Source organism: Allobosea sp. CER48 (assembly GCF_044752385.1).
Taxonomy (GTDB): domain Bacteria; phylum Pseudomonadota; class Alphaproteobacteria; order Rhizobiales; family Beijerinckiaceae; genus Allobosea.
On the sequence record NZ_JBIWYK010000006.1, the window covers coordinates 1 to 21,085 of the forward strand.

Annotated in this window: 19 protein-coding genes; 5 read left to right on the top strand and 14 right to left on the bottom strand. The window is 66.6% G+C overall.

What is annotated here, in order from left to right; genetic code table 11:
• The 8 genes from ACIPIA_RS00540 to ACIPIA_RS00575 form a co-directional block, all read right to left on the bottom strand.
• Positions 1-1,505, bottom strand: a 1,505-nt coding sequence (locus ACIPIA_RS00540; RefSeq protein WP_400505625.1) for a heavy metal translocating P-type ATPase, incomplete at its 3' end; no start/stop codon positions are given.
• A gap of 1 nt (position 1,506) precedes the next feature.
• Positions 1,507-2,028: a FixH family protein gene (locus ACIPIA_RS00545; protein WP_400505627.1), complete on the bottom strand. Its 522-nt coding sequence runs from the start codon at positions 2,026-2,028 to the stop codon at positions 1,507-1,509.
• 20 nt (positions 2,029-2,048) lie between these two features.
• Entirely contained in the window at positions 2,049-3,503 is a 1,455-nt protein-coding gene (gene ccoG / locus ACIPIA_RS00550) for a cytochrome c oxidase accessory protein CcoG (protein WP_400505628.1), read from the bottom strand.
• Position 3,504: 1 nt separating this feature from the next.
• Positions 3,505-4,404 carry a cytochrome-c oxidase, cbb3-type subunit III gene (ccoP, locus tag ACIPIA_RS00555; protein ID WP_400505630.1) on the bottom strand — a complete coding sequence of 300 codons (900 nt, stop codon included), beginning with the start codon at positions 4,402-4,404 and terminating at the stop codon, positions 3,505-3,507.
• A 4-nt stretch (positions 4,405-4,408) separates the two neighbouring features.
• Positions 4,409-4,564 (bottom strand): cbb3-type cytochrome c oxidase subunit 3, encoded by a 156-nt coding sequence (locus ACIPIA_RS00560; RefSeq protein WP_400505632.1) that lies wholly within the window; start codon positions 4,562-4,564, stop codon positions 4,409-4,411.
• Positions 4,565-4,575: 11 nt separating this feature from the next.
• Positions 4,576-5,340: a cytochrome-c oxidase, cbb3-type subunit II gene (ccoO, locus tag ACIPIA_RS00565; RefSeq protein ID WP_400505634.1), complete on the bottom strand. Its 765-nt coding sequence runs from the start codon at positions 5,338-5,340 to the stop codon at positions 4,576-4,578.
• 13 nt (positions 5,341-5,353) lie between these two features.
• Positions 5,354-6,964, bottom strand: a complete 1,611-nt coding sequence (ccoN, locus tag ACIPIA_RS00570; RefSeq protein WP_400505636.1) for a cytochrome-c oxidase, cbb3-type subunit I — start codon at positions 6,962-6,964, stop codon at positions 5,354-5,356.
• A 197-nt stretch (positions 6,965-7,161) separates the two neighbouring features.
• Positions 7,162-7,818 carry a Crp/Fnr family transcriptional regulator gene (locus tag ACIPIA_RS00575; RefSeq protein ID WP_400505638.1) on the bottom strand — a complete coding sequence of 219 codons (657 nt, stop codon included), beginning with the start codon at positions 7,816-7,818 and terminating at the stop codon, positions 7,162-7,164.
• Between the two features lie 313 nt (positions 7,819-8,131).
• Between ACIPIA_RS00575 and ACIPIA_RS00580 the strand changes: the two genes are divergently transcribed.
• The gene (locus ACIPIA_RS00580; protein WP_400505639.1) at positions 8,132-8,605 is read left to right on the top strand and encodes a hypothetical protein; all 474 of its coding nucleotides are present in this window, start codon (positions 8,132-8,134) and stop codon (positions 8,603-8,605) included.
• Positions 8,606-8,645: 40 nt separating this feature from the next.
• Here ACIPIA_RS00580 and pcaF read toward each other — a convergent pair whose 3' ends face one another.
• The 6 genes from pcaF to ACIPIA_RS00610 all read right to left on the bottom strand — a co-directional run bounded on the left by pcaF (position 8,646) and on the right by ACIPIA_RS00610 (position 15,201).
• Entirely contained in the window at positions 8,646-9,854 is a 1,209-nt protein-coding gene (gene pcaF, locus ACIPIA_RS00585) for a 3-oxoadipyl-CoA thiolase (RefSeq protein ID WP_400505641.1), read from the bottom strand.
• A 122-nt stretch (positions 9,855-9,976) separates the two neighbouring features.
• A complete protein-coding gene (locus ACIPIA_RS00590; RefSeq protein WP_400505643.1) occupies positions 9,977-10,894 on the bottom strand; it encodes a dihydrodipicolinate synthase family protein in 918 nt (305 codons plus the stop codon).
• Between the two features lie 54 nt (positions 10,895-10,948).
• Complete coding sequence (locus tag ACIPIA_RS00595) at positions 10,949-12,460, bottom strand: tripartite tricarboxylate transporter permease (RefSeq protein WP_400505645.1); 1,512 nt, start codon at positions 12,458-12,460, stop codon at positions 10,949-10,951.
• 18 nt (positions 12,461-12,478) lie between these two features.
• Complete coding sequence (locus ACIPIA_RS00600) at positions 12,479-12,967, bottom strand: tripartite tricarboxylate transporter TctB family protein (protein ID WP_400505647.1); 489 nt, start codon at positions 12,965-12,967, stop codon at positions 12,479-12,481.
• Between the two features lie 131 nt (positions 12,968-13,098).
• Complete coding sequence (locus ACIPIA_RS00605; RefSeq protein ID WP_400505649.1) at positions 13,099-14,094, bottom strand: Bug family tripartite tricarboxylate transporter substrate binding protein; 996 nt, start codon at positions 14,092-14,094, stop codon at positions 13,099-13,101.
• A gap of 72 nt (positions 14,095-14,166) precedes the next feature.
• A complete protein-coding gene (locus tag ACIPIA_RS00610; protein ID WP_400505651.1) occupies positions 14,167-15,201 on the bottom strand; it encodes a 4-hydroxythreonine-4-phosphate dehydrogenase PdxA in 1,035 nt (344 codons plus the stop codon).
• Between the two features lie 154 nt (positions 15,202-15,355).
• Between ACIPIA_RS00610 and ACIPIA_RS00615 the strand changes: the two genes are divergently transcribed.
• The 4 genes from ACIPIA_RS00615 (at position 15,356) to ACIPIA_RS00630 (ending at position 21,059) form a co-directional block, all read left to right on the top strand.
• Positions 15,356-16,747, top strand: a complete 1,392-nt coding sequence (locus ACIPIA_RS00615; protein WP_400505653.1) for an NAD(P)H-dependent oxidoreductase — start codon at positions 15,356-15,358, stop codon at positions 16,745-16,747.
• 50 nt (positions 16,748-16,797) lie between these two features.
• The gene (locus ACIPIA_RS00620) at positions 16,798-17,463 is read left to right on the top strand and encodes a GntR family transcriptional regulator (RefSeq protein WP_400505654.1); all 666 of its coding nucleotides are present in this window, start codon (positions 16,798-16,800) and stop codon (positions 17,461-17,463) included.
• A gap of 245 nt (positions 17,464-17,708) precedes the next feature.
• On the top strand, positions 17,709-19,301 hold the full coding sequence (locus tag ACIPIA_RS00625; protein ID WP_400505656.1) for an ABC transporter substrate-binding protein: 1,593 nt from the start codon (positions 17,709-17,711) through the stop codon (positions 19,299-19,301).
• Positions 19,302-19,442: 141 nt separating this feature from the next.
• Positions 19,443-21,059, top strand: coding sequence for an ABC transporter substrate-binding protein (locus tag ACIPIA_RS00630; RefSeq protein ID WP_400505658.1), 1,617 nt, complete (start codon positions 19,443-19,445; stop codon positions 21,057-21,059).
• The last annotated feature ends 26 nt before the right edge of the window (positions 21,060-21,085 follow it).

A 21,085-nucleotide genomic window follows, 5' to 3' on the forward strand; every position in this document is an offset into this window, starting at 1 on the left:
TGCCCCCGCTCCTCGCGGACATCGGTCATTGCCGATGCGGTTCCGATCGCGCGGGCAAGAGCCTGGGCCAGCGGGTGCGCGCTCGCGGCGGCGAGCGCGCCGATCTCATCCCGGCGTTCAGGCGGCAGCGCCACGGGGTTGAGGATGTCCGGTTCGGGCAGCGTCAACGTGCCGGTCTTGTCGAAGACGGCGATGTCGGCCTCGGCGAGGCGTTCCAGCGCGTCGCCCTCCTTGAGCATGATCTTGCGCCTGAACAGGGCGGAGGCCGCGACGACCTGCACGGCTGGAATGGCGAGGCCGAGCGCGCAGGGGCAGGTGATGATCAGCACGGTGACGGCGATCATCAACGCCTCGGGCCATGCCAGCCCCCAGGCCAGCCAGCCGAGGAAGGTCGCTGCAGCCAGCGTATGGACGACCGGAGCATAAAGCCGCGCAGCCCGGTCCGACAGGCGAACATAGCGCGAGCGGCTGCCGACGGCCTGGTTCATCAGCCGGTCGATCTCGTCGAGCAGGGTGCACTCACCGGCGGCCTCGACGCGCACGGTCAGGGTGCCGGTGAGGTTGAGCGTTCCGGCATGCACGCGTTCGCCCTGCCCGACCGCTGCCGGCGCTGTCTCGCCGGTGACGAGACTCTGGTCGAGTTCGGAACGGCCGGTCTCGACGACGCCATCGACCGAGACGCGTTCGCCAGGCCGCACGAGGACGCGATCGCCGGGCGCGATCGCGGCGATCGGCGTGATCGTCCAGCTACCGTCGGCGGCGAACCTTGTCGCCGTCTCGGCCTTGAGCGCGGCGAGGTTGCCGGCGAGGTCCCGGGTGCGCCGCCGCATGAGCTGGTCGAGATAGCGGCCGATCAGCAGGAAGAAGAGCAGCATGACCACGCCGTCGAAATAGGCGTGGCGGCCATGTGTCCAGGTTTCCGCGACGGACATGGCGAGCGCCAGCACCACGCCGATGGTGATCGGTACGTCCATGTTGACCGCGCCGGCCTTCAGCGCCCTGAGCGCGCTCTCGAAGAAGGGGCGGCCGGCATAGGCGGCGGTCGGCAGCGCGATCAATGCGGAGAGCCAGTGGAAGAAGTCCCGCGTCGTCGGGTCGATATCGGCGCTGTTGCCGGACCAGACCGCAACCGAGAGCAGCATGATGTTCATCGAGGCGAAGCCGGCGACGCCGAGGCGGCGCAGCAGGCTGCGTTCTTCGGCGGCGGCGCCGTCCTCCTGCCGCTCCGGCGCGAAGGGGTAGGCCTTGAAGCCGAGCGCGGCGAGCTTGTCGACGACCGCCTCAGGCCGCAGCAGCGCCTCGCGCCATTCGACCGAGACGCGCTTCAGCGCGAGGTTGACGCGGGCGCCGAGAATGGCGGGTTCGCGTCCAAGGCCACTCTCGATCGCCTGCATGCAACCGGCGCAGCGGATGCCGTCGACCGCAAGCTCCATGCTGGCGACGCCATCATCGCGGTGGCGCACGAACACCGAGAGGTCCCGGACCGAGTGATCCTGCGCCGTCATCTCACTTCTCCGGCAGGGTGATGCGGCTGCGCGAGACGAAGACGACCTCCTCGCCGCGCCGTGCCTGCAGTTCGAGTATCCAGGAGCCGGCCTCGATATGATCGAAGCGCGCCTCGTAGAGGCCCGGCTGGCGCTCGCTCAGGATAACGTCGTGATCCCGCGCGGATGTCGCGGGATGGCGCAGCCGGCCCGTCGCCGCATAGCCGGAGAGAGGCTGGCCGAGGCGGTCCGCCAGCGCGACGCCGAGCGTAGCTCCCTCGCCCTGGCGCGCCAACGTGGCTGCAGCCTTCCAGCCGCGCGCGTCACGCTCGTGCTGGCGCGCGATCTCCTCGTTGAAATGCTGGCTGGTTTCGTAGGCGCTACGGGTCTCGACACCGGGCATGGTGCGCAGCGCCACCGTCATGATCGTCGCGTTGACCGAGACGATGACGCCGAAGAACAGCACCAGCATCGCGGCGACCATGCGCCCGGTCAGCGCGAAGGGGCGGCGCGGGCGCGGGGCGGCGGGGGTGTCGCAGGACATCAGGAAAACTCCGCAGCAGCTCATGGTTTGGCTCCGGGCGCCATGAAGTGGTCGGTCGCGCGCACGGTCTCCCCGGCGAAGAGATCCGAGGCGGTGATGGTGATGGCCTGCGACGCTTCCAGCGGCACGCCGGCCGGCACGGTGACGAGCACGCGCACCTCGCGCGAGGCGTCGGGATCGACGGTCACGACCGGGCGCAGATCGGCGGTGGGCGCGGCACCGACCACGTCGATGCGGATGCCCGGCAAGCCGTCCACGGTGAGCGCGAAGGGTCGATCCTCCGGGCGCTTGTTGAGCAGGCGGACGGCATAGGCGTTGCGGATCGAGCCGTCGCTCAGCGTCACGAAGAGTGGCGCGCGTTCGTGCAGCACCGAGATATCCGCGGTGCGGCGCGTCGCGAGCTGCCAGAGCATGGCGCCGCCGACGACGAGGATCAGTGCCGCATAGATCAACGTGCGCAGCCGCAGCGGGCGATAGATGGCCGCGAGGCCGGCCATGCGCCGCTTGACGTTGGTTTCGGTGTCATAGGCGATCAGCCGCTGGGGACGGTCGACCTTGGCCATCACAGTGTCGCAGGCGTCGATGCAGAGCCCGCACTGGATGCAGTCGAGCTGGGCACCCTCGCGGATATCGATGCCGACCGGACAGACGGCGACGCATTGATGGCAGTCGATGCAGTCCCCCGCCGGTGCGCCCTGCGCCTTCAGCTTCAGGGCCTGCTTGACCGAGACGCGCGGCTCGCCGCGGTCGTAGCGATAGGTGACGTTGAGCGCCTCGTCGTCGGTCAGGGCCGCCTGGATGCGCGGCCAGGGGCACATGAACTTGCAGACCTGCTCGCGCATGACGCCGGCGAGCGAATAGGTGGTGAAGGTCAGGATCGCGATCCAGACATAGGCGGAGATCGGCGCGGTGAAGGTCGCGAGCTCCCGCACCAGGGTGGGCGCATCGGCGAAGTAGAGGACCCAGGCGCCGCCGGTCCACCAGGCGATGACGAGCCAGACCGCGTGCTTGGCGCTCTTGCGCCAGAGCTTGCCGAAGCTCCACGGCGCCCCGTCCAGTCGCATGCGCTCGCGGCGATCACCCTCGAAGAAGCGCTCGACGGCGAGGAAAAGGTCGGTCCAGACCGTCTGCGGGCACAAATAGCCGCACCAGACCCGCCCGGCGACGGCATTCATCAGGAACAGGACGAATGCCGCCATGATCAGCAGGCCGGTGAAGTAGTAGACCTCCTGCGGCCAGATCTCGATGAAGAAGAAGTAGAATCGGTTGTTGGCGATGTCGGCCAGCACCGCCTGGTTGGGCAGATGCGGGCCGCGATCCCAGCGCAGGAACGGCAGCAGGTAGTAGATGCCGAGACACAGGAACAGGATGAGCCACTTCGCGCGCCGGTACGGGCCGGAGACGCTCTGCGGATAGACCTTCGCCGACGCCGCGAAGAGCGGGATGTCGTCGGAATCGGCCCCAGCCGTACTCACGCTACTGCCCTCCCCCCAGCGAATGGACGTAGACGGTCAGCGCCTTCAGCGTGGCCTCGTCGAGGCGGCCTCCCCAGGCCGGCATCACGCCGTTGCGGCTGTTGCTGATGGTCTCGGTGAGCGACGCCATGTCCATACCGTAGAGGCTGATGGCATCGGTCAGGTTGGGCGCGCCCATCTCCTGGTTGCCCTTGCCGGCCGGGCCGTGACAGGCCGCGCAGTTGTCGGCGAAGAGCTTGCGCCCCAGCACCAGGTTGGCCTTGGGCTCGGTCGACAGGCCGGCGAGCTCGCGGACATGGTTCGCGACGGCGTTGATCTCGTCGCGCTTGAGCATGCCGTCGCGGCCGAAGGCCGGCATCTGGCTTAGCCGCGTCTCGTCATTGCCGGCGACGCGGATACCGTGGCGCAACGTCTGCATGATCGCGTCGAACGAGCCGCCCCAGAGCCAGTCGTCGTCGTTCAGGTTGGGATAGCCTTTGGCACCGGCGCCGCCGACGCCGTGGCAGGCCGCGCAATTGTCGCCGAAGGCAGCCTTGCCCTGCGCCATTGCGATCTGGAACAGGGTCGGGTCGGCCTTGATCTGTGCCGGCGTCGCATCCGCCATGCCCGCCGCCTGGGCGGTGCGCTGCGCCTTCAGCCTGGCCATCTCCACGCCGATATCGGAGCGGGTGGCGTAGCCGATCACGCCCCTGGTGGCGTCGGACAGCATCGGCCAGGCCGGGTAGACGATCCAGTAGCCGAACGACCAGACGATGGTGGCGTAGAAGATGCCGAGCCACCAGCGCGGCAGCGGTGTGTTGAGCTCGCGGATACCGTCCCATTCGTGGCCGGTGGTGGCGATGCCGGTGTGAGGGTCGATCTCGACAGCGTGGACCTTTGGGGCGTCGTGGTGCTGGTCCATGGTTTTAGTCCTCGCGCAGCGGATTGAGCGCGGCCTGCTCGAAGCGGGCGCGGTTCTTCGGCCAGAAGGCGTAGATGCAGACGCCGAGGAAGACGGCGACGAAGTAGAGAAGGCCGACGGACTGGGCGAAGCCGGCGAGCCAGTGATAGGTCGATTGCATGGCAGCCTCGCTCAGCGAATGTTGGCCTTGTCGTCGTAGAGCTTGAAGTCGACCAGCGTGCCGAGGGCCTGGAGATAGGCGATCAGGGCGTCGGCTTCGGTGATGCGCTGCGGATCGCCGTCGAAATCTCGCGACTGCGCCTTTGGATAGCGCTTCTCCAGATCAGGCTGGCCGGGATGGTCCGGCGTCGCCTGCGCCTTCAGGTCGCTCTGCGCCTGCGCGATCATCTCGTCGCTGTAGGGCACGCCGCCGGCGCGGTTGGCGCGCAGATCGTCGGCGATGTCGCTGTAGTTCAGTTCGGTCTTCGCCAGGAACGGGTAGCCCGGCATGATCGACTGCGGGACGACGGCGCGCGGCTCTGCCAGATGCGCCCGCTGCCACTCGTCGGAGTATTTGCCGCCGACGCGGGCAAGGTCGGGCCCGGTGCGCTTGGAGCCCCACTGGAACGGCTTGTCGTACATGCTCTCGGCGGCGAGCGAGTAGTGCCCGTAGCGCTCGACCTCGTCGCGCAGGGGCCGGATCATCTGGCTATGGCAGTTGTAGCAGCCCTCGCGCACATAGATGGCGCGGCCCGCCAGCTCGAGCGGGGTGTAGGGACGCATGCCCTGCACCGTCTCGATCGTGTTCTTGAGGTAGAACAGCGGCGCGATCTCGACGAGGCCGCCGACCGAAATCACCAGCAGCACGCCGATGACCAGGATGATCGAGTTGGTCTCGAAGATCTTGTGCTTGGCCCAGAGCGAGCGGCGCGCGGGCTTGTGTTCGATGCTCGTCATTCCCCGAAACTCCTCAGGCGGCTGCCAGCGCGGACGGCATGTCGTCGGAACGCGGCATTTCGGCCGCGCTTTCGGAGCGCACGGTCATCCAGAGGTTGAAGGCCATGATCAGCGCGCCGATCAGGAACAGGGCGCCGCCCATCGCGCGGATCACATAGAAGGGGTGCATCGCCGCGACGGTCTCGATGAAGGAATACTCGAGGAAGCCGAGCGAGGTGTAGGCGCGCCACATCAGGCCCTGCAGGATGCCGGAGACCCACATCGCGGAGATGTAGAGGACGATGCCGAGCGTCGAGACCCAGAAGTGCCAGCTCACCAGCTTGAGCGAGTAGAGGCCCTTGCGGTTCCAGAGCCAGGGCACGAGGCAGTAGATCGCGCCGAAGGAGATGTAGGCGACCCAGCCGAGCGCACCGGAATGGACGTGGCCGATGGTCCAGTCGGTGTAGTGCGACAGGCCGTTCACCGCCTTGATCGACATCAGGGGACCTTCGAAGGTCGACATGCCGTAGAAGGCGAGCGAGACCACCATCATCCGCAGCACGGGATCGGTGCGCAGCCGGTCCCAGGCTCCCGACAGCGTCATGATGCCGTTGATCATGCCGCCCCAGGAGGGCATCCACAGCATGATCGAGAAGGTCATGCCGAGCGTCTGCGCCCAGTCCGGCAGCGCGGTGTAGTGGAGGTGGTGCGGGCCGGCCCAGATGTAGATGAAGATCAGGGCCCAGAAGTGGATGATCGAGAGCCGGTAGCTGTAGATCGGCCGCTCCGCGCGCTTCGGCACGAAATAGTACATGATCGCGAGGAAGCCGGCGGTGAGGAAGAAGCCGACGGCGTTATGGCCGTACCACCACTGGAACATCGCATCCTGCACGCCGGACCAGAGGCCATAGGAGCGCGGCGACAGGATCGAGACCGGCACGGCGACGTTGTTGCCGATGTGCAGGACCGCGATGGTCAGGATGAAGCCGAGATAGAACCAGTTCGCCACATAGATATGCGGCTCCTTGCGCTTCATCACCGTGCCCAGGAAGACCAGGAGATAGACGACCCAGACGATGGTCAGCCAGAGGTCGGCGTACCATTCGGGCTCGGCGTACTCCTTGCCCTGGGTGATGCCGAGCAGGTAGCCGGTGCCGGCGATGACGATGAAGAGGTTGTAGCCGAGGACGACGAACCAGGGCGAGAGCGTGCCGGCGAGCCGTGCGCGGCAGGTGCGCTGCACGACGTAGAACGAGGTACCGATCAGCACGTTGCCGCCGAAGGCGAAGATCACCGCGGAGGTGTGCAGCGGGCGCAGGCGCCCGAAATTGATCCAGGGCAGGTCGAAATTGAGGGCCGGGAAAGCGAGCTGCGAGGCGATGATCAGCCCCACCGCAAAGCCGGCGATGCCCCAGACCATCGCGGCGACGGTCGCGAACTTGACCGGTTCCATGTTGTAGTTCGGCTTTCCGGCGATCTCCTGCGGCTGGACCGCCGGAGCACCGTCGAAGCACCGGTTCGCGATCAGGATGACGCTGGCGGCCGCCGCCACGACGCCGATCATCGCATGGAAGGCGTAGCCGGAATTCTCGGTCAGCGCCGAGATCACGATCAGCGGCAGCACGCAGGCCGCAGCGATCAGCATCCCGATCATTTCGCCGACGGTCGCTTGCCTGACTTGCGCCTGCCTGACTGGGCTTGCCGTTGCCGTCACATTCGACTCCCGCTTCGTCGCCGGCGCATGAGCGCGCCATGAAGGGGAGGCTTAGCGAGCGGCCGGCGGCCGGGCGTTGATTCAGGTCAAGGGAAGCGCGGCAGGGGTGCGGCGAGAGCGCGCAGGCCTCAGGCCGCGACCATGCTCATGCGCTCGGGGTTCATCACGCGCACGCCGCCGGGCACGATCAGGATCGTCTTGTCCTTGGCGAGGCGCGTGAAGGTGCGGCTGACGGTCTCGATGGTCAGGCCGAGGAAGTCGGCGATGTCCTGCCGGGTCATCGGCAGCGGCACGGTGACGGATGGCTTGCCCAGGCGCGCCCAGCGCTGCTGCATGCCGAGCAGGAAGCAGATCAGCTTCTCTTCGGCGGTACGCCGCCCGAGCAGCATCATCTGCTCATGGGCGAGAGTCAGCTCATGCGTGGCGAATTCATGCAGGCGCTTCAGCAGATGCGGCTTGGCGTCGACGAGCGCCGTATAGGCACTTCGCGAGAAGGCGCAGGCCGTAACATCGCCGATCGCATCGGCCGAGAATCCATAGGCCTCGCGCATCGCAAGCCCGAGGAAATCCCCCGGCAGGGCAAAGCCGACCACCTGCCGGCGGCCATCCGCGAGCAGCTTGTAGAGCCGCACCACGCCGGCCGTGACGTTGTAGACCGACTGCGCTTCGCGGCCTTGCGTGAACAGGGTCTCGCCGGACGAGAAATGCGTGGGATGCGCCAGGGATTCGAGCAGCGCCAGCTCGTCTTCCGAGAGCGAGGCACAGACACTCACCAGGCGAACCATGCAGCTGCGGCAGTTGCCTTCACCGCGGTGCGCGGCGCTACAGGCCGAAGGGTGGCAGTTCACGATCGCATCTTCCCGCTAGGGCAGCGGACCGGAGCGTCGAACCGCTCTCCGGAGTACCCGCTACCCGAACTAAAGAGTAGATCGCGACTTCACGGCCGACAGGACGCGTAGCGATCTGAAGCGACCATAGCCGACGCCAACCGGGTCACAAAGCGTGCTTGCTGCCGCAGCCGACGAAATTGATCCAGATCAATGCGACACCACGCCCCCCGCAACCACCGTGCGCCCCTGAAATTCGGGAGAGCCGCACGTGACCGGCGATGACATCTTCGAGGTCGCGCGTATCGCGCCGGCCGGGGCCGACGCCGTCTACGGCCTCGTCGCCATGCTGCATCCGGCGGTGACGCCGGACGACTGGGCGGCCTTCGTGCGCGAGCATTCGCAGGACGGGGCGCGTCCGCGCGGCGTCTTCGCGCTGCGTGATGCGCGCAGCATGCCGCATGCCCTGTTCACCTTCCGCGTGGCGCAGACGATCACGGGTGGAACCACGCTCGAAATCTTCGAGCTTGCGATGCTGCGCCTGCCGGGCACGCATCTGGTGGATGCGATGCTGCGCTTCGCCAACCAGCTCGCTGTCGAGCTCGACCTGCCCAATATTTCGATCTCGCTGGAGCGCTCGGCCGCCTGGCCGCAAGACCACGACGCGCTGAAGCGCTCGGGCTTCCAGGTCGACCGCGTGATGGTCCTGGGGCGGGCCCGCATGGAGCCCGCACCCTGCAATTGACTTGCCTCAATCCGGCGCGGCACCGCCCGGAGCTGACGGCTCAGACCGCTTCGAGCGCGATGGCGATGCCCTGGCCGACGCCGATGCACATCGTCGCCAGCGCGCGCTTCTTGCCGGTCAGCGAGAGTTCGAGCGCAGCGGTTCCGGCGATGCGCGCACCGGACATGCCGAGCGGATGGCCGAGAGCGATCGCCCCGCCATTTGGGTTCACATGCGCACCATCCTCGGCGATGCCGAGATCGCGCAGCACGGCGATGCCCTGCGAGGCAAAGGCCTCGTTGAGCTCGACGATGTCGAAATCCGTCGGCTTGATGCCGAGGCGCTCGCAGAGCTTGCGCGTCGCCGGGATCGGGCCCAGCCCCATCACGCGCGGCGCGACACCGCCCGCAGCGCCACCGACGACGCGCGCCAGCGGGGTCAACCCGTACTTCGCGGCAGCCTTCTCCGAGGCGATGATCAACGCCGCGGCGCCGTCATTGACGCCCGAGGCGTTGCCGGCGGTGACGGTGCCGCCTTCCTTGCGGAACGGCGTCGGCAGCTTGGCGAGCTTCTCCAGCGTCGTGTCGCCGCGCGGATGCTCGTCGCTCTCGACGCGGATCGGATCGCCTTTCCGCTGCGGGATCGCGACCGGCACGATCTCCTTGGACAGACGGCCGTTCTGCTGGGCCGCGACGGCCTTGAGCTGCGAGCGCAGCGCGAAGGCATCCTGATCGGCGCGGCTGATCTTGCAGTCGGCCGCGACGTTCTCGCCGGTCTCCGGCATGGAATCGACGCCGTATTGCGCCTTCATCAGTGGGTTGATGAAGCGCCAACCGATCGTGGTGTCGTGGATCTCGGCATGGCGCGAGAAGGCGCTTTCGGCCTTGGGCAGCACGAAGGGCGCGCGCGACATGCTCTCGACGCCACCGGCGATCATCAGCTCGGCCTCGCCGGCCTTGATCGCGCGGGCGGCAGTGATGACGGCGTCCATCCCCGAGCCGCAGAGCCGGTTCATCGTCGTGCCCGGCACCTCCTTGGGAAGGCCAGCCAACAGCAGCGACATGCGTGCAACGTTGCGGTTGTCCTCGCCTGCCTGGTTGGCGCAGCCGAAGATCACATCGTCGACGGCACCGAAATCGACGCCGGGATGGCGCTCGACCAGGGCCTTCAGCGGCACGGCACCGAGGTCGTCCGCCCGCACCGTGGAGAGGGAGCCGCCGAAACGGCCGATCGGCGTGCGTACGTAAGCACAGATGAAAGCTTCGCTCATCGTCGGGAACTTCCCTCATGTCGCCGTCCGTCAGGACTGGCCGTCGTTCGGGTGTTCTCGCCGCCCCTCCGCGCTTTGTAAAGACGAGGCGGCGCGCCCGGCACGCGCCGCTCGCGGTGGTCTTACTTGCCCCAGCGCAGCGCCAGCGGATGGAGCTCGCGCGCCAGTTCGATCAGGCCTTCGCGGGTCTTCGGATGCAGCGGCGTCAGCGGATGGCGAACCGCCTCCGACCTGATGACCCCGCCTTCCTTCATCACCGCCTTGGCCGAGCGCAGGCCGCATTGGCGGTTCTCGTAGTTGATGATCGGCAGCACGCGGGCATAGAGCGCCGCCGCCTGCTTGCGGTCGCCGGCAGCATGCGCGGCCAGGATCGGCTTGATCAGGTCCGGGATCATCGCCGAGGTCATCGTGCCGGTAGCGCCGGCATCGAGATCGGCCATCAGGGTGATCGCCTCCTCGCCGTCGAAGGGCCCGACCACGGCGTCACCGCCGGCCTCGATCAGCGCGCGCAGCTTGTTGGCCGTGCCGGGCACCTCGATCTTGAAGTAGCGGACGAGCGGCACCTCCTTCGCCAGCCGGACCATGAAGGGCACGGTCATGGAGACGCCGGAGAGCGGCGCGTCCTGCAGGATGACCGGCAGGCCGCAGGCGTCCGTCACCGCCTTGAAATGTTCGATCATGCCCTGCTCGTCGGCCTTGAGCAGAGCGCCGTGATAGGGCGGCATCATCATCAGCATCTTGGCGCCGGCATCGGCGGCGGCCTTGGCACGCTGGGCCGCGATGCGCGTCGAGAAATGCGAGGTGGTGACGATCACCGGGACGCGACCCGCGACCTGCTCGATCGAGAGCCGCATCACCTGATCGCGTTCCTCGTCGGTAAGCAGGAACTGCTCGGAGAAGTTGGCGAGGATGCAGATGCCGTCGACGCCCTGATCGACCATCAGGTCCATGACGCGCCTGTTGCCCTCGTTGTCGAGGTCGCCATTGTCGTGGAAGATGGTCGGCGCGATCGGCAGGATGCCCTTGTAGGGTTCGGTCATGGCGTCATCTCGTCTTGGGCGGACAGGGCGGAATGCGGGCGGGCGACAAGGTCGTCAGACGGTGCTGGCGGCCTTGGGGCCGCGGAGGCGGCGGGCGATGCTGCCGACGACCGGCAGCAACAGGAGCGCGAGCCCGATCGTCATCAGGGTGGAGACCAGCGGGTTCGACCAGAAGATCGAGAGCGAGCCCTGGCTGAAGATCATCGACTGGCGGAACGCGTCCTCCGCCTTGTCGCCGATGACCATCGCCAGCACCAGCGGCGCGATGGGATAGTCCAGCTTCTTGAAGATGTAGCCGACCAACCCGAAGATCAGCGCGAGCCAGATGTCGAATTCCTTGCTCGCGGCGGTGTAGGCGCCGATGAAGCAGATCACCACGATGATCGGCCCGATGATCGAGAAGGGGATGCGCAGGATCGATGCGAAGAGCGGCACGGTGGCCAGCACGATCACGACCGCGACGACATTGCCGAGATACATCGAGGCGATCAGGCCCCAGACGAAATCCGGCCGGTCGGTGAAGAGCGTCGGGCCGGGGTTGAGGCCCCAGATCATCAGGCCGCCCATCATCACCGCCGCGGTCGCGGAGCCGGGAATGCCGAGCGCCAGCATCGGCAGCATGGCGGAGGAGCCGGCGGCATGGTCGGCCGTCTCCGGCGCGATCACGCCCTCGGGCTCGCCCTTGCCGAACTTGGCCGGGTTGCGCGAGGAGCGCTTCGCCATGGCGTAGCTCATGAACGAGGCGGCCGTCGGACCGCCGGGCGTGATGCCCATCCAGATGCCGATCAGCGAGGAGCGCAGCAGGGCGAGCCAGTAGCGCGGCAGCTTGGCGGCCGTGCGCAGCACGTCGCTGATGCGGACCTTGGCGGCCACGCCCTCGAAGCGCAGCCCCTCCTCCATCGTCAGGAGCAGTTCGCCTATGCCGAACAAGCCGATCACCGCGATCAGGAAGCTGACGCCGGCGAGCAGCACGTCGAACTCGAAGGTCAGGCGGACATTGCCCGACACCGAATCCATGCCGATGGTCGCCAGCGCGAAGCCGATCGCCATCGAGACCACCGTCTTGAAGGGCGAGGCGCCACCGAGCCCGATGAAGCTCGCGAAGGTCATGAAGTAGACGGCGAAGTACTCGGGCGACGAGAAGCGCAGCGCAAAGCTCGCGACCCAGCCCGACAGCAGCGTGATCAGGATGACGCCGGCCATGGCGCCGAAGCCGGCCGAGAGGAAGGCGAAGGAGAGAGCCTCGGTCGCCTTGCCCTGCTTGGCCATGGGGTGGCCGTCGAAGGTCGTCGCGACCGATGAGGGCTCGCCGGGAATGTTGAAGAGGATGGAGGTCGTCGAGCCGCCGAACAATGCGCCCCAGTAGAGCGAGGTCAGCAGGATGATCGCCGAGACCGGGTCCATCGAGAACGTCAGCGGCAGGAGCAGCGAGACGCCGTTGGGGGCGCCGAGGCCCGGCAGCACGCCGACGAGCACGCCGAGCAGCACCCCCGCCATCATCAGGAGGACGTGGTGGGTGGTGAGCGCGACCGAGAAGCCGTGCATCAGGTTGGCGATGTTGTCCATGCGCGTGTCCTCGCCGCTTCAGAGGCCGATGAGCGGCTCGATCGGGCCCTTGAGCAGACCGATCTGGAAGAACTTCTCGAGAGCGAAATAGAAGAACGCAGCCGTCACGAAGGCAGTGGCCAGGGTCGGCAGCCAGCCGTAGCCGCCCTGGAAGCGCATCGCGAAGACGAGATAGAGGATCGTCGCGACATACATGCCGAGCGTCGCGCTGAGCACCACGAAGGCGACGAGCGGCAACAGGAAGGACAGCACCCGCTTGCCGCGTTCGGCGTCGAGGAAGGCCTCCGCGAGCGCCGCCTTTCCGGCGACGCGCTGGCCGACCGTCAGCGCCAGCGTGCCGAGGCTCGCCAGCGCGATCAACGCTCCCGCATAGAAGGGAAAGGCGCCGGGCTGCGGGCCCGAGGAATCCCAGCCGATGCCGAATTCCAGCGAGCCCTTCACGATGACGAGCCCGAAGACCAGCGTCATGACGGCCGTCCCGATCTCTGCCCAGAAGCGGGTGATCATGCGGTGGGTTCTCCCTTACAGGGCTTGCGCGTCATGGCCGGGCTCAGAACCCGGCCATCCCGCAAGCCAGCCTTCGCGTCGTGGGAATCCCCGGACCGGCGCATTGCGCCGGCCGGAAATGACGACCCACCTTACTTCGCGACCCAGCCTTCGTTCTCGAAGACCTTCTTGTTCGCCGCCTCGTCCTTGGCGACGAAATCGGTGAGCTCCTTGCCCTTCATGAACTTCGCCGTCTGGGCCGTGCGCTGCACGAATTCCTGCCACTCCGGCGTCTTGGAGACCTTCTCCATCAGATTGGCATAGTAGGTCACGGCATCGGCCGGGACCTCCGCCGGCAGCCAGACGGTGCGCGGCATCTGGAAGGTTTCGAGCGGCAGGCCCGCTTCCTTGCAGGTCGGGATGTCGCCCCAGCCCTTGCCTTCGAAGACCGGGTCGCTCTTGGCGAGACGGACGGGCGAAAACACGCAGAGCGGCTTCACCTGACCGGCCTTCCACTGGCCGATGTTCTCGTTGGGATTGTTGACATTGGAGTCGATATGGCCGCCGGCGAGCTGCACGGCCGCGGCGCTGCCGCCCTGGAACGGCACGTAGATCCACTTCACGCCGGCAGCGTCCTGGATCATCGAGGTCAGCGTCTGGTCGGTGTCCTTCGACTGGCTGCCGCCCATCTTGAAGCCCATCGGCTTGGCCTTGACCGCCTCGACATAGGCCTTGGCGTCAGCGAAGGGGGCGTCGCCCTTGACCCAGAGCAGGAACTCGTCGAGCGCCAGCGCCGCGACCGGCGTCAGATCCGAGTACTTGTAACCGAGCTTGGCGACATAGGGCAGCAGATAGGCGTTGTTGGTGCCGAAGATCACGCGGTTCGGGTCACCCTTCGCGCCCTTGCCGTAGACATAGCCTTCGGCGCCGGAGCCGCCGCCCTTGTTCACCACCACGATCGGCTGCTCGGTGAACTTGTGCTTGGTGATGATCGACTGGATGACGCGGGCGAAGTTGTCGGTGCCGCCGCCGGCGCCGGAGGTCACGACGAACTCGATCGGCTTGGTCGGTTCCCAGGCCTGCGCCGCGCCGATGCCGCCAAGCGTGAGCGCGCCGGCGAAAGCAGCCGAAATGGCAATCGTCTTCATTCTGGTTCTCTCCCTAGGAAACTGGCTTGTGGCACCGCTCTTGCCGGCGGCTTCTTTGAATGCGTACGAAAGTCAGGCTGCGGCGCGCGCCCTGGCTTTTCCGTCCTGCGCCATCTTGATGGCGAGCGACAGCGCCGCGCGCGTGGCGCCGAGATTGGCGATGCCCTTGCCGGCGATCTCATAGGCCGTGCCATGGGCCGGCGTGCAGATCGGGAAGGGGAAGCCGCCGATCAGGGTGACGCCACGATCGAAGCCGATCAGCTTCATCGCGATCTGGCCCTGGTCGTGATACATCGTCAGCACGGCGTCGAAATCGCCGTTCTTGGCCCGCAGGAAGACGGTGTCGGACGGGAACGGCCCCTCCACCGTGAAGCCCTTGGCCTTGGCCGCCTTCACTGCCGGCTCGATCGTCTCGATCTCGTCGCGGCCGAAATTGCCGCCATCGCCGGCATGTGGATTGATGCCCGCGACCGCAATGCGCGGCGGGTTGAAGCCGGCCGCGCGCAGATTGGCGTCCGCCAGCGTCAGGGCACGCAGGATGCGCTCCTGCGTGATGTTCTTCGCCACCTCGGAGAGCGGGATGTGCGAGGTGACGCGAGCGTTCCAGAGCTTGTCGAGGATGTTGAATTCGCTCGCCGCGCCCTCGAAGCCGATGGCATCGCGCACGAAGCGGATCTCGTCGTCATAGCCGGGATAGGCGAAGCGCATCGCCGCCTTGTTGAACGGCGTGAAGAACACGGCGTCGGCCTTGCCCGACGCCGCGAACTGCAGCGCGCGGCGGAAATTCTCGGTCGCGGCCTTGCCACCGGCAAGCGTTGCGGTGCCGCGCTTGAGCTCGGCAGGATCATGGTTGGCGAGATCGACGAAAACGGGCTTGTCGCCGAGCGGCAGCGCGTCGCCATCCTTCACGACCTGCACCTGCGGATCGACGCCGCCATCCTTGACGCCGAGATCGAGCAGCCGCTTGTCGCCGAACACGACGTAGCGCGCGGCAGCACGGAGGTCGGCCTCCGAAAGAATGCGCGCGGTCAGCTCCGGGCTGATGCCGGAGGGGTCCCCCATCGCCACGGCGATCACCGGCAGGGCTTCGTTCATCCGCTCGCTCATGGCCGCACTCCGCTGCCTGAAATTGTCCGTCGGCCTTCTCGCTAACACAGGCACCCCGTCGCCTCAAGTATGCTGTATGCAGCATAACGAGATTGCTGTAGTCCTCTTGGAAAGCGCGGACCACGCCGTCATCGGCCGCGCCGGGAGGAGCCTGATGAATTTCCACGCGCATTACGCCGGGATCACCACGCCGGTCGAAACCTGCCTCGTCGGCAGCGGCAGCTTCGGCCGCAGCTATCTGGCGCAGTCGCGCCGCACGCCGCTGGTCAATGCGCGCATCGCCGTGGATATGACCGCAGAGGCAGCGGGGCGAGCCTTCGCCGCCGCCGGCTTCGCGCCGACCGAGATTGCCCTGTGCGAGACGGCCGCCGAGGCGCGCTCCGCGTGGGACGACGGCCAATGCGTCGCGGCCACCAATCTCGATATCGTGCTCGACCTGCCCTTCCAGCTCCTGGTCGAAGCGACGGGCAGCCCGGAAGGGGCGACGCAGTACAGCCTCGCAGCGATCGAGGCCGGCCGCCATGTCGCGCTGGTCTCGAAGGAAGCGGACAGCGTCGTCGGGCCGGGGCTGGCGCGCCTCGCCCGCGAGAAGGGCGTCGTGGTGACGCCCGTCGACGGCGACCAGCCGAGCCTGCTGATCGCGTTGGCGAGCTGGGCCGAGGTTCTCGGGCTCGAGATCATCGCGGCCGGCAAGTCGAGCGAATACGACTTCGTCCTCGATGCCGCGACCGGCAGCGTGACCTGCAACGGCGTCACGCGCTCGTTGCCCGCGCTGCGCGAACACTGGCTGCCGGGATCGCGCTCGATCGTCGCGACCGCGGCCGAGCGCGCGCGCATCCTCGGTGCCGCCTTCCCGCTGCGAGCCGTGCCCGATCTCTGCGAGATGACGCTGGTCGCGAACGCGCTCGGCTTCTCGGCCGATGCCGCCGCATTCCACGCCCCGCCGGCCCGTGTCCCGGAAATCGCCGACCTCTTCGCCGAGCGCAGCGAGGGCGGCCTGATGTCCGGCACGCGCCGCATCGACGTCTTCCATCATCTGCGCCTCGCCGAGGAGGCAAGCTTCGCCGGCGGCGTCTTCATCGTCGTGCGCTGCGACAATGCCGAGACCTGGGAGATGCTCGCCGGCAAGGGCCATGTCGTCAGCCGCAGCGGCAATACAGCCGCGCTCTACCTACCGCGCCATCTGCTCGGCGTGGAAGTAGCCACATCGATCCTCGATGCCGCCGGCCTCGGCCGCTCCGGCTATGGCGAGGACTACCGGCCGCGGCAGGATCTCGTCGCGGTGGCGCAGCGCGATCTCGCTGCCGGTACCGTCCTGACCATGGGCGGGCACCATCACAGCATCGACGGCGTCGGCGCCGAAGTGCGGCCCGCCGCTTCGCTTGCAGCCGATCGCCCCGCCCCGTTCTATCTCGTCGCCAATCGCCCCCTGATCCAAGCGGTCGCGGCCGGCGAGGCGATCCGCCTCAGTGATGTCGAGATCGACAGCAATTCCGCGCTGCTGGCCATGCGCCGCCGTCAGGACGCGCTCTTCGCCGCGGTTTGACAGCGACGGAGCCCCGTGCCGTAACGCAAGGCCGAGACAGTGGAGCACCGATGAGCGAAACGGCTGCCGAGTTTCCCCGGATCACGCGCAGGACCTTGCATGACGAGGTGCTGGAGCGTGTGCGCGACATGATCATCGAGGGGCAGCTCGTTCCCGGCCAGCGCATCAACGAGGGGCTCGTCGGCGCCCAGCTCGGTGTCTCGCGCACCCCTCTGCGCGAGGCCATCAAGACGCTTGCCAGCGAAGGCCTGGTCGAGATCCTGCCGGCCAAGGGCGCCATCGTTCGCAAGTTCTCGGCGCGCGATCTCGCCGACATCCTCGAGGTCATCAAGAGCCTGGAGCAGCTCGGCGGCCGCATCGCCTGCGCCCAGGCCAGCGACGCAACGATCGCGGCGATCGACAAGATGCACCAGGACATGCTGGCGCTCTACGCCAAGCGCGACCGTCTCGACTATTTCAAGCTGAACCAGGCCATCCACAGCGCGATCGTCGGCGCTTCCGGCAATGCGGTGCTGCTGGAGATGCACACCACCTTGCAGTCACGCATCAAGCGGTTGCGCTTTGTCGGCAATGAGGGGCCCGAGAAATGGGCGGGCGCCGTCGCCGAACACGAGGACATGATCTCGGCGCTGATCAGGCGCGATGCAGAAGCCCTCGCCGAGGCGATCGGCCGCCACATGGACACCACGCTGGTGCGGGTGCGCGAGGTTCTGTAGCGGCCGGACAGCGGCTCTCGGAGACACTTCGCCTCCCTGGCTTCGCGAGCTTGCGCGGCTGCCCGCGCAATCGTTTACCCTCCCCTCCGCAGGTCGTGAAACGCCTTCGGAAACGACTATTCGCGCTCCCAGACTTTCAATAAGCTGTTGATCAAGGCGGCTCGGGGAATTCCGCCCATGAAGCTTCCGATACAACGGGGCCATCATCCGCCGCATGCGGCGGAGAGGCGTTCAAGGAGACATCCATGAAGAAAATTCTGTTGGCGACGCTGTCGGCCTCCGCGCTGATGGCGGCGCAGCCCCTGATGGCGAAGACGCTGGTCTATTGCTCGGAGGGCAGCCCCGAAAACTTCGCGCCGAGCGTGAACACGACCGGCACCTCCTTCGACGCGAATACCCAGATCTACGACACGATCGTCCAGTTCGAGCGCGGCGGCACCAAGGTCCAGCCGGCACTCGCCGAGAAGTGGGACATCTCGCCGGACGGCCTGACCTACACCTTCCACCTGCGCAAGGGCGTGAAGTGGCACTCCAACAAGACCTTCAAGCCGACGCGCGACTTCAATGCCGACGACATCATCTTCATGATCGAGCGTCAGTGGAAGGAAGACCATCCGTTCTTCAAGGTGACGAGCTCGAACCACTCCTACTTCAACGACATGGGCATGCCCAAGCTGCTGAAGTCGGTCGAGAAGGTCGATGACTACACGGTGAAGTTCACGCTGAACCAGCCGGAAGCGCCGTTCCTCGCCGACCTCGCCATGCAGTATGCCAGCGTGCAGTCGAAGGAATACGCCGACGCGATGCTGAAGGCGGGCACGCCCGAGAAGCTCGACCAGGACCCGATCGGCACTGGCCCGTTCTACCTGGTGCAGTACCAGAAGGACGCGATCATCCGCTACAAGGCGCACCCGGAATACTGGGCGGGCAAGGCCAAGATCGACGACCTGATCTTCGCGATCACGCCGGATGCCTCGGTGCGCTGGGCCAAGCTCCAGAAGGGCGAATGCCATGTCATGCCCTATCCGAACCCCGCCGACCTCGACGCAATCAAGAAGGACGCCAATGTCGAGATCCTGGAGCAGCCGGGCCTGAACATCGGCTATCTCGCCTACAACACCACCAAGAAGCCCTTCGACGACGTCAAGGTGCGCCGCGCCGTCAACAAGGCGATCAACAAGAAGGCGATCATCGACGCCGTGTATCTGTCCAGCGGCGTTGCGGCGACCAACCCGATCCCGCCGTCCATGTGGTCCTACAACGAAACCATCAAGGACGATCCCTATGATCCGGAGGCGGCCAAGAAGGAGCTGGCCGAGGCGGGTTATCCGAACGGGCTGGAGATCGACCTCTGGGCGATGCCGGTGCAGCGTCCCTACAACCCGAATGCCAAGCGCATCGCCGAGCTGATGCAGGCGGACCTCGCCAAGGTCGGCGTCAAGGCCGAGATCAAGAGCTTCGAGTGGGGCGAGTACCGCAAGCGCATGCAGGCGGGCGAGCACCAGACGGGCATGCTCGGCTGGACCGGCGACAACGGCGATCCGGACAACTTCCTGCACACGCTGCTCGGCTGCGACTCGGCCAAGACCAACGGTTCGAACGTCGCCAAATTCTGCTACCAGCCCTTCGAGGAGCTGGTGACGAAGGCGAAGTCCGTGACCGACCAGGCCGAGCGCGAGAAGCTCTACCGGCAGGCGCAGGTGATCTTCAAGGAGCAGTCGCCCTGGTTCACCATCGCGCACGCGGTGCAGCTGAAGCCGGTCCGCAAGGAAGTGAAGGACTTCAAGCTCTCGCCGTTCAGCCGGCACGTCTTCTACGGCGTCGACATCGGCAAGTGACGATGCGTTCGGCCGCGCCCCTGTCCGGGCGCGGCCGATGCAATGCCGACCGGCGCGGCCCGCAGGGCCGCGTCCTTTCGGACCGGGAAGCGAGAGCGCATGATGCCGGCGCTCGATCCCCGAGCTTCAAATGAGATCGCCATGTCCGTTCGTTCCCGCACCCTCGCGCTTTCCCTGGGATTGAGTGCCCTGATGCTGCCCGCCATGGCCAGCGCCCAGGCCCTGGTCGTCTGCTCGGAGGCGAGTCCCGACTTTCTGAATCCGCAGTTCAGCAGCCAGAACACGGCCTACGACGTGGCGGCGCAGATCTATGAGCGGCTGACGGCGACGGAACGCGGCGGTTCGCAGATCATCCCGAGCCTCGCCGAGTCCTGGACAATCTCCGACGACGCGCTCACCTACACCTTCAAGCTGCGCAAGGGCGTGAAATGGCACGCCAACAAGGCCTTCACGCCGACGCGCGAGTTCAATGCCGACGACGTGGTATTCTCGTTCGAGCGGATGTTCGACGCGAACAACCCCTACAGCAAGGTCGGCAGCGGCAATTACCAGTTCTTCAGCGAGATCGTGAAGCCGAGCCTCAAGTCGATCGAGAAGGTCGACGACCAGACGGTCAGGCTGACGCTGACCAAGCCGAACGCGCCCCTGCTCTCCGCGCTCTCGGTCGAGCCGATGTCGATCCTCTCGGCCGAATATGCGGCCGCGATGCTGAAGGCCGGCACACCCGAGCAGGTCGATTTCGCGCCGATCGGGACCGGTCCCTTCTCGCTGGTCTCCTACCAGAAGGACGCGATCATCCGCTTCAAGGCGATGCCGGACCACTGGACCAAGGCCGTCGGCAACCGCGACCGCATGGCGCTGGTCAACGACCTGATCTTCGTGATCACCCCGGATGCCGCCGTGCGCTTCGCCAAGGTGCGCTCCGGCGAGTGCCACATCGCGCGCTATCCAAACCCCGGCGACCTGCCGGCGATGAAGAGCGAGCCGACGGTCAACCTGCTGCAGGGCAGCATCGCCGACCAGAGCTTCCTCGCCTTCAACCAGCAGAAGAAGCCCTTCGGCGACAAGCGCGTGCGCGAGGCGCTGGCCTACGCCACCAACATCCCCGCGATCATCGACGCCGTCTATCAGGGCACCGGAAACCCCACGGCTGCGGCGGTTCCGCCCTCCCTCTGGTCGCATAACGACGATCTCAAGCCGCGTCCCTACGACCCGGAGAAGGCCAAGGCGCTGCTCGCCGAAGCGGGCCTGCCGAACGGCTTCGAGACGACCCTGTGGGCGATCCCGGTCGTGCGCGCCTATATGCCGAACGGCCGCCGCGCCGCCGAGCTGATCCAGGCCGACTGGGCCAAGATCGGCGTCAAGGCGACGATCCAGACCTTCGAATGGGGCGAGTACCTCAAGCGCGGACGCGCCGGCGAGCATGAGGTCGGCATGTTCGGCTACACCTGGGACTATCCCGATCCGAGCCAGATCCTGCTCTCGGGCTGGACCTGCGAAGGCGTGAAGACCGGTGCCAACCGGGCCCGCTGGTGCAATCAGGAAGCCTCCGACGCGCTCGCCAAGGCCAACACCATCACCGACCAGGGTGAGCGGACCAAGCTCTACAAGCGCTTCCAGGAGCTGTTCCATGAGGATGTGGCCGGTCTGCTCTTCGCCAATGCGCAGGCGTTCACGCCAGTCCGCAAGGAAGTGAAGGACTACAAGATCCATTTCTTCGGCGGCCAGCCGTTCTATGGCGTCTCGATCGCCAAGTGATCGCTGACGATTAACAAGAACCGGCA

What these genes read in the sequence shown, in the direction of transcription:
- ACIPIA_RS00545 (WP_400505627.1), bottom strand. Translation starts at nt 2,028, where the DNA reads ATGTCCTGCGACACCCCCGCCGCCCCGCGCCCGCGCCGCCCCTTCGCG.
- ccoP (WP_400505630.1), bottom strand. Translation starts at nt 4,404, where the DNA reads ATGGACCAGCACCACGACGCCCCAAAGGTCCACGCTGTCGAGATCGAC.
- ACIPIA_RS00560 (WP_400505632.1), bottom strand. Translation starts at nt 4,564, where the DNA reads ATGCAATCGACCTATCACTGGCTCGCCGGCTTCGCCCAGTCCGTCGGC.
- ccoO (WP_400505634.1), bottom strand. Translation starts at nt 5,340, where the DNA reads ATGACGAGCATCGAACACAAGCCCGCGCGCCGCTCGCTCTGGGCCAAG.
- ccoN (WP_400505636.1), bottom strand. Translation starts at nt 6,964, where the DNA reads ATGCTGATCGCTGCGGCCTGCGTGCTGCCGCTGATCGTGATCTCGGCG.
- ACIPIA_RS00575 (WP_400505638.1), bottom strand. Translation starts at nt 7,818, where the DNA reads ATGGTTCGCCTGGTGAGTGTCTGTGCCTCGCTCTCGGAAGACGAGCTG.
- pcaF (WP_400505641.1), bottom strand. Translation starts at nt 9,854, where the DNA reads ATGAGCGAAGCTTTCATCTGTGCTTACGTACGCACGCCGATCGGCCGT.
- ACIPIA_RS00590 (WP_400505643.1), bottom strand. Translation starts at nt 10,894, where the DNA reads ATGACCGAACCCTACAAGGGCATCCTGCCGATCGCGCCGACCATCTTC.
- ACIPIA_RS00595 (WP_400505645.1), bottom strand. Translation starts at nt 12,460, where the DNA reads ATGGACAACATCGCCAACCTGATGCACGGCTTCTCGGTCGCGCTCACC.
- ACIPIA_RS00600 (WP_400505647.1), bottom strand. Translation starts at nt 12,967, where the DNA reads ATGATCACCCGCTTCTGGGCAGAGATCGGGACGGCCGTCATGACGCTG.
- ACIPIA_RS00605 (WP_400505649.1), bottom strand. Translation starts at nt 14,094, where the DNA reads ATGAAGACGATTGCCATTTCGGCTGCTTTCGCCGGCGCGCTCACGCTT.
- ACIPIA_RS00610 (WP_400505651.1), bottom strand. Translation starts at nt 15,201, where the DNA reads ATGAGCGAGCGGATGAACGAAGCCCTGCCGGTGATCGCCGTGGCGATG.
- ACIPIA_RS00615 (WP_400505653.1), top strand. Translation starts at nt 15,356, where the DNA reads ATGAATTTCCACGCGCATTACGCCGGGATCACCACGCCGGTCGAAACC.
- ACIPIA_RS00620 (WP_400505654.1), top strand. Translation starts at nt 16,798, where the DNA reads ATGAGCGAAACGGCTGCCGAGTTTCCCCGGATCACGCGCAGGACCTTG.
- ACIPIA_RS00625 (WP_400505656.1), top strand. Translation starts at nt 17,709, where the DNA reads ATGAAGAAAATTCTGTTGGCGACGCTGTCGGCCTCCGCGCTGATGGCG.
- ACIPIA_RS00630 (WP_400505658.1), top strand. Translation starts at nt 19,443, where the DNA reads ATGTCCGTTCGTTCCCGCACCCTCGCGCTTTCCCTGGGATTGAGTGCC.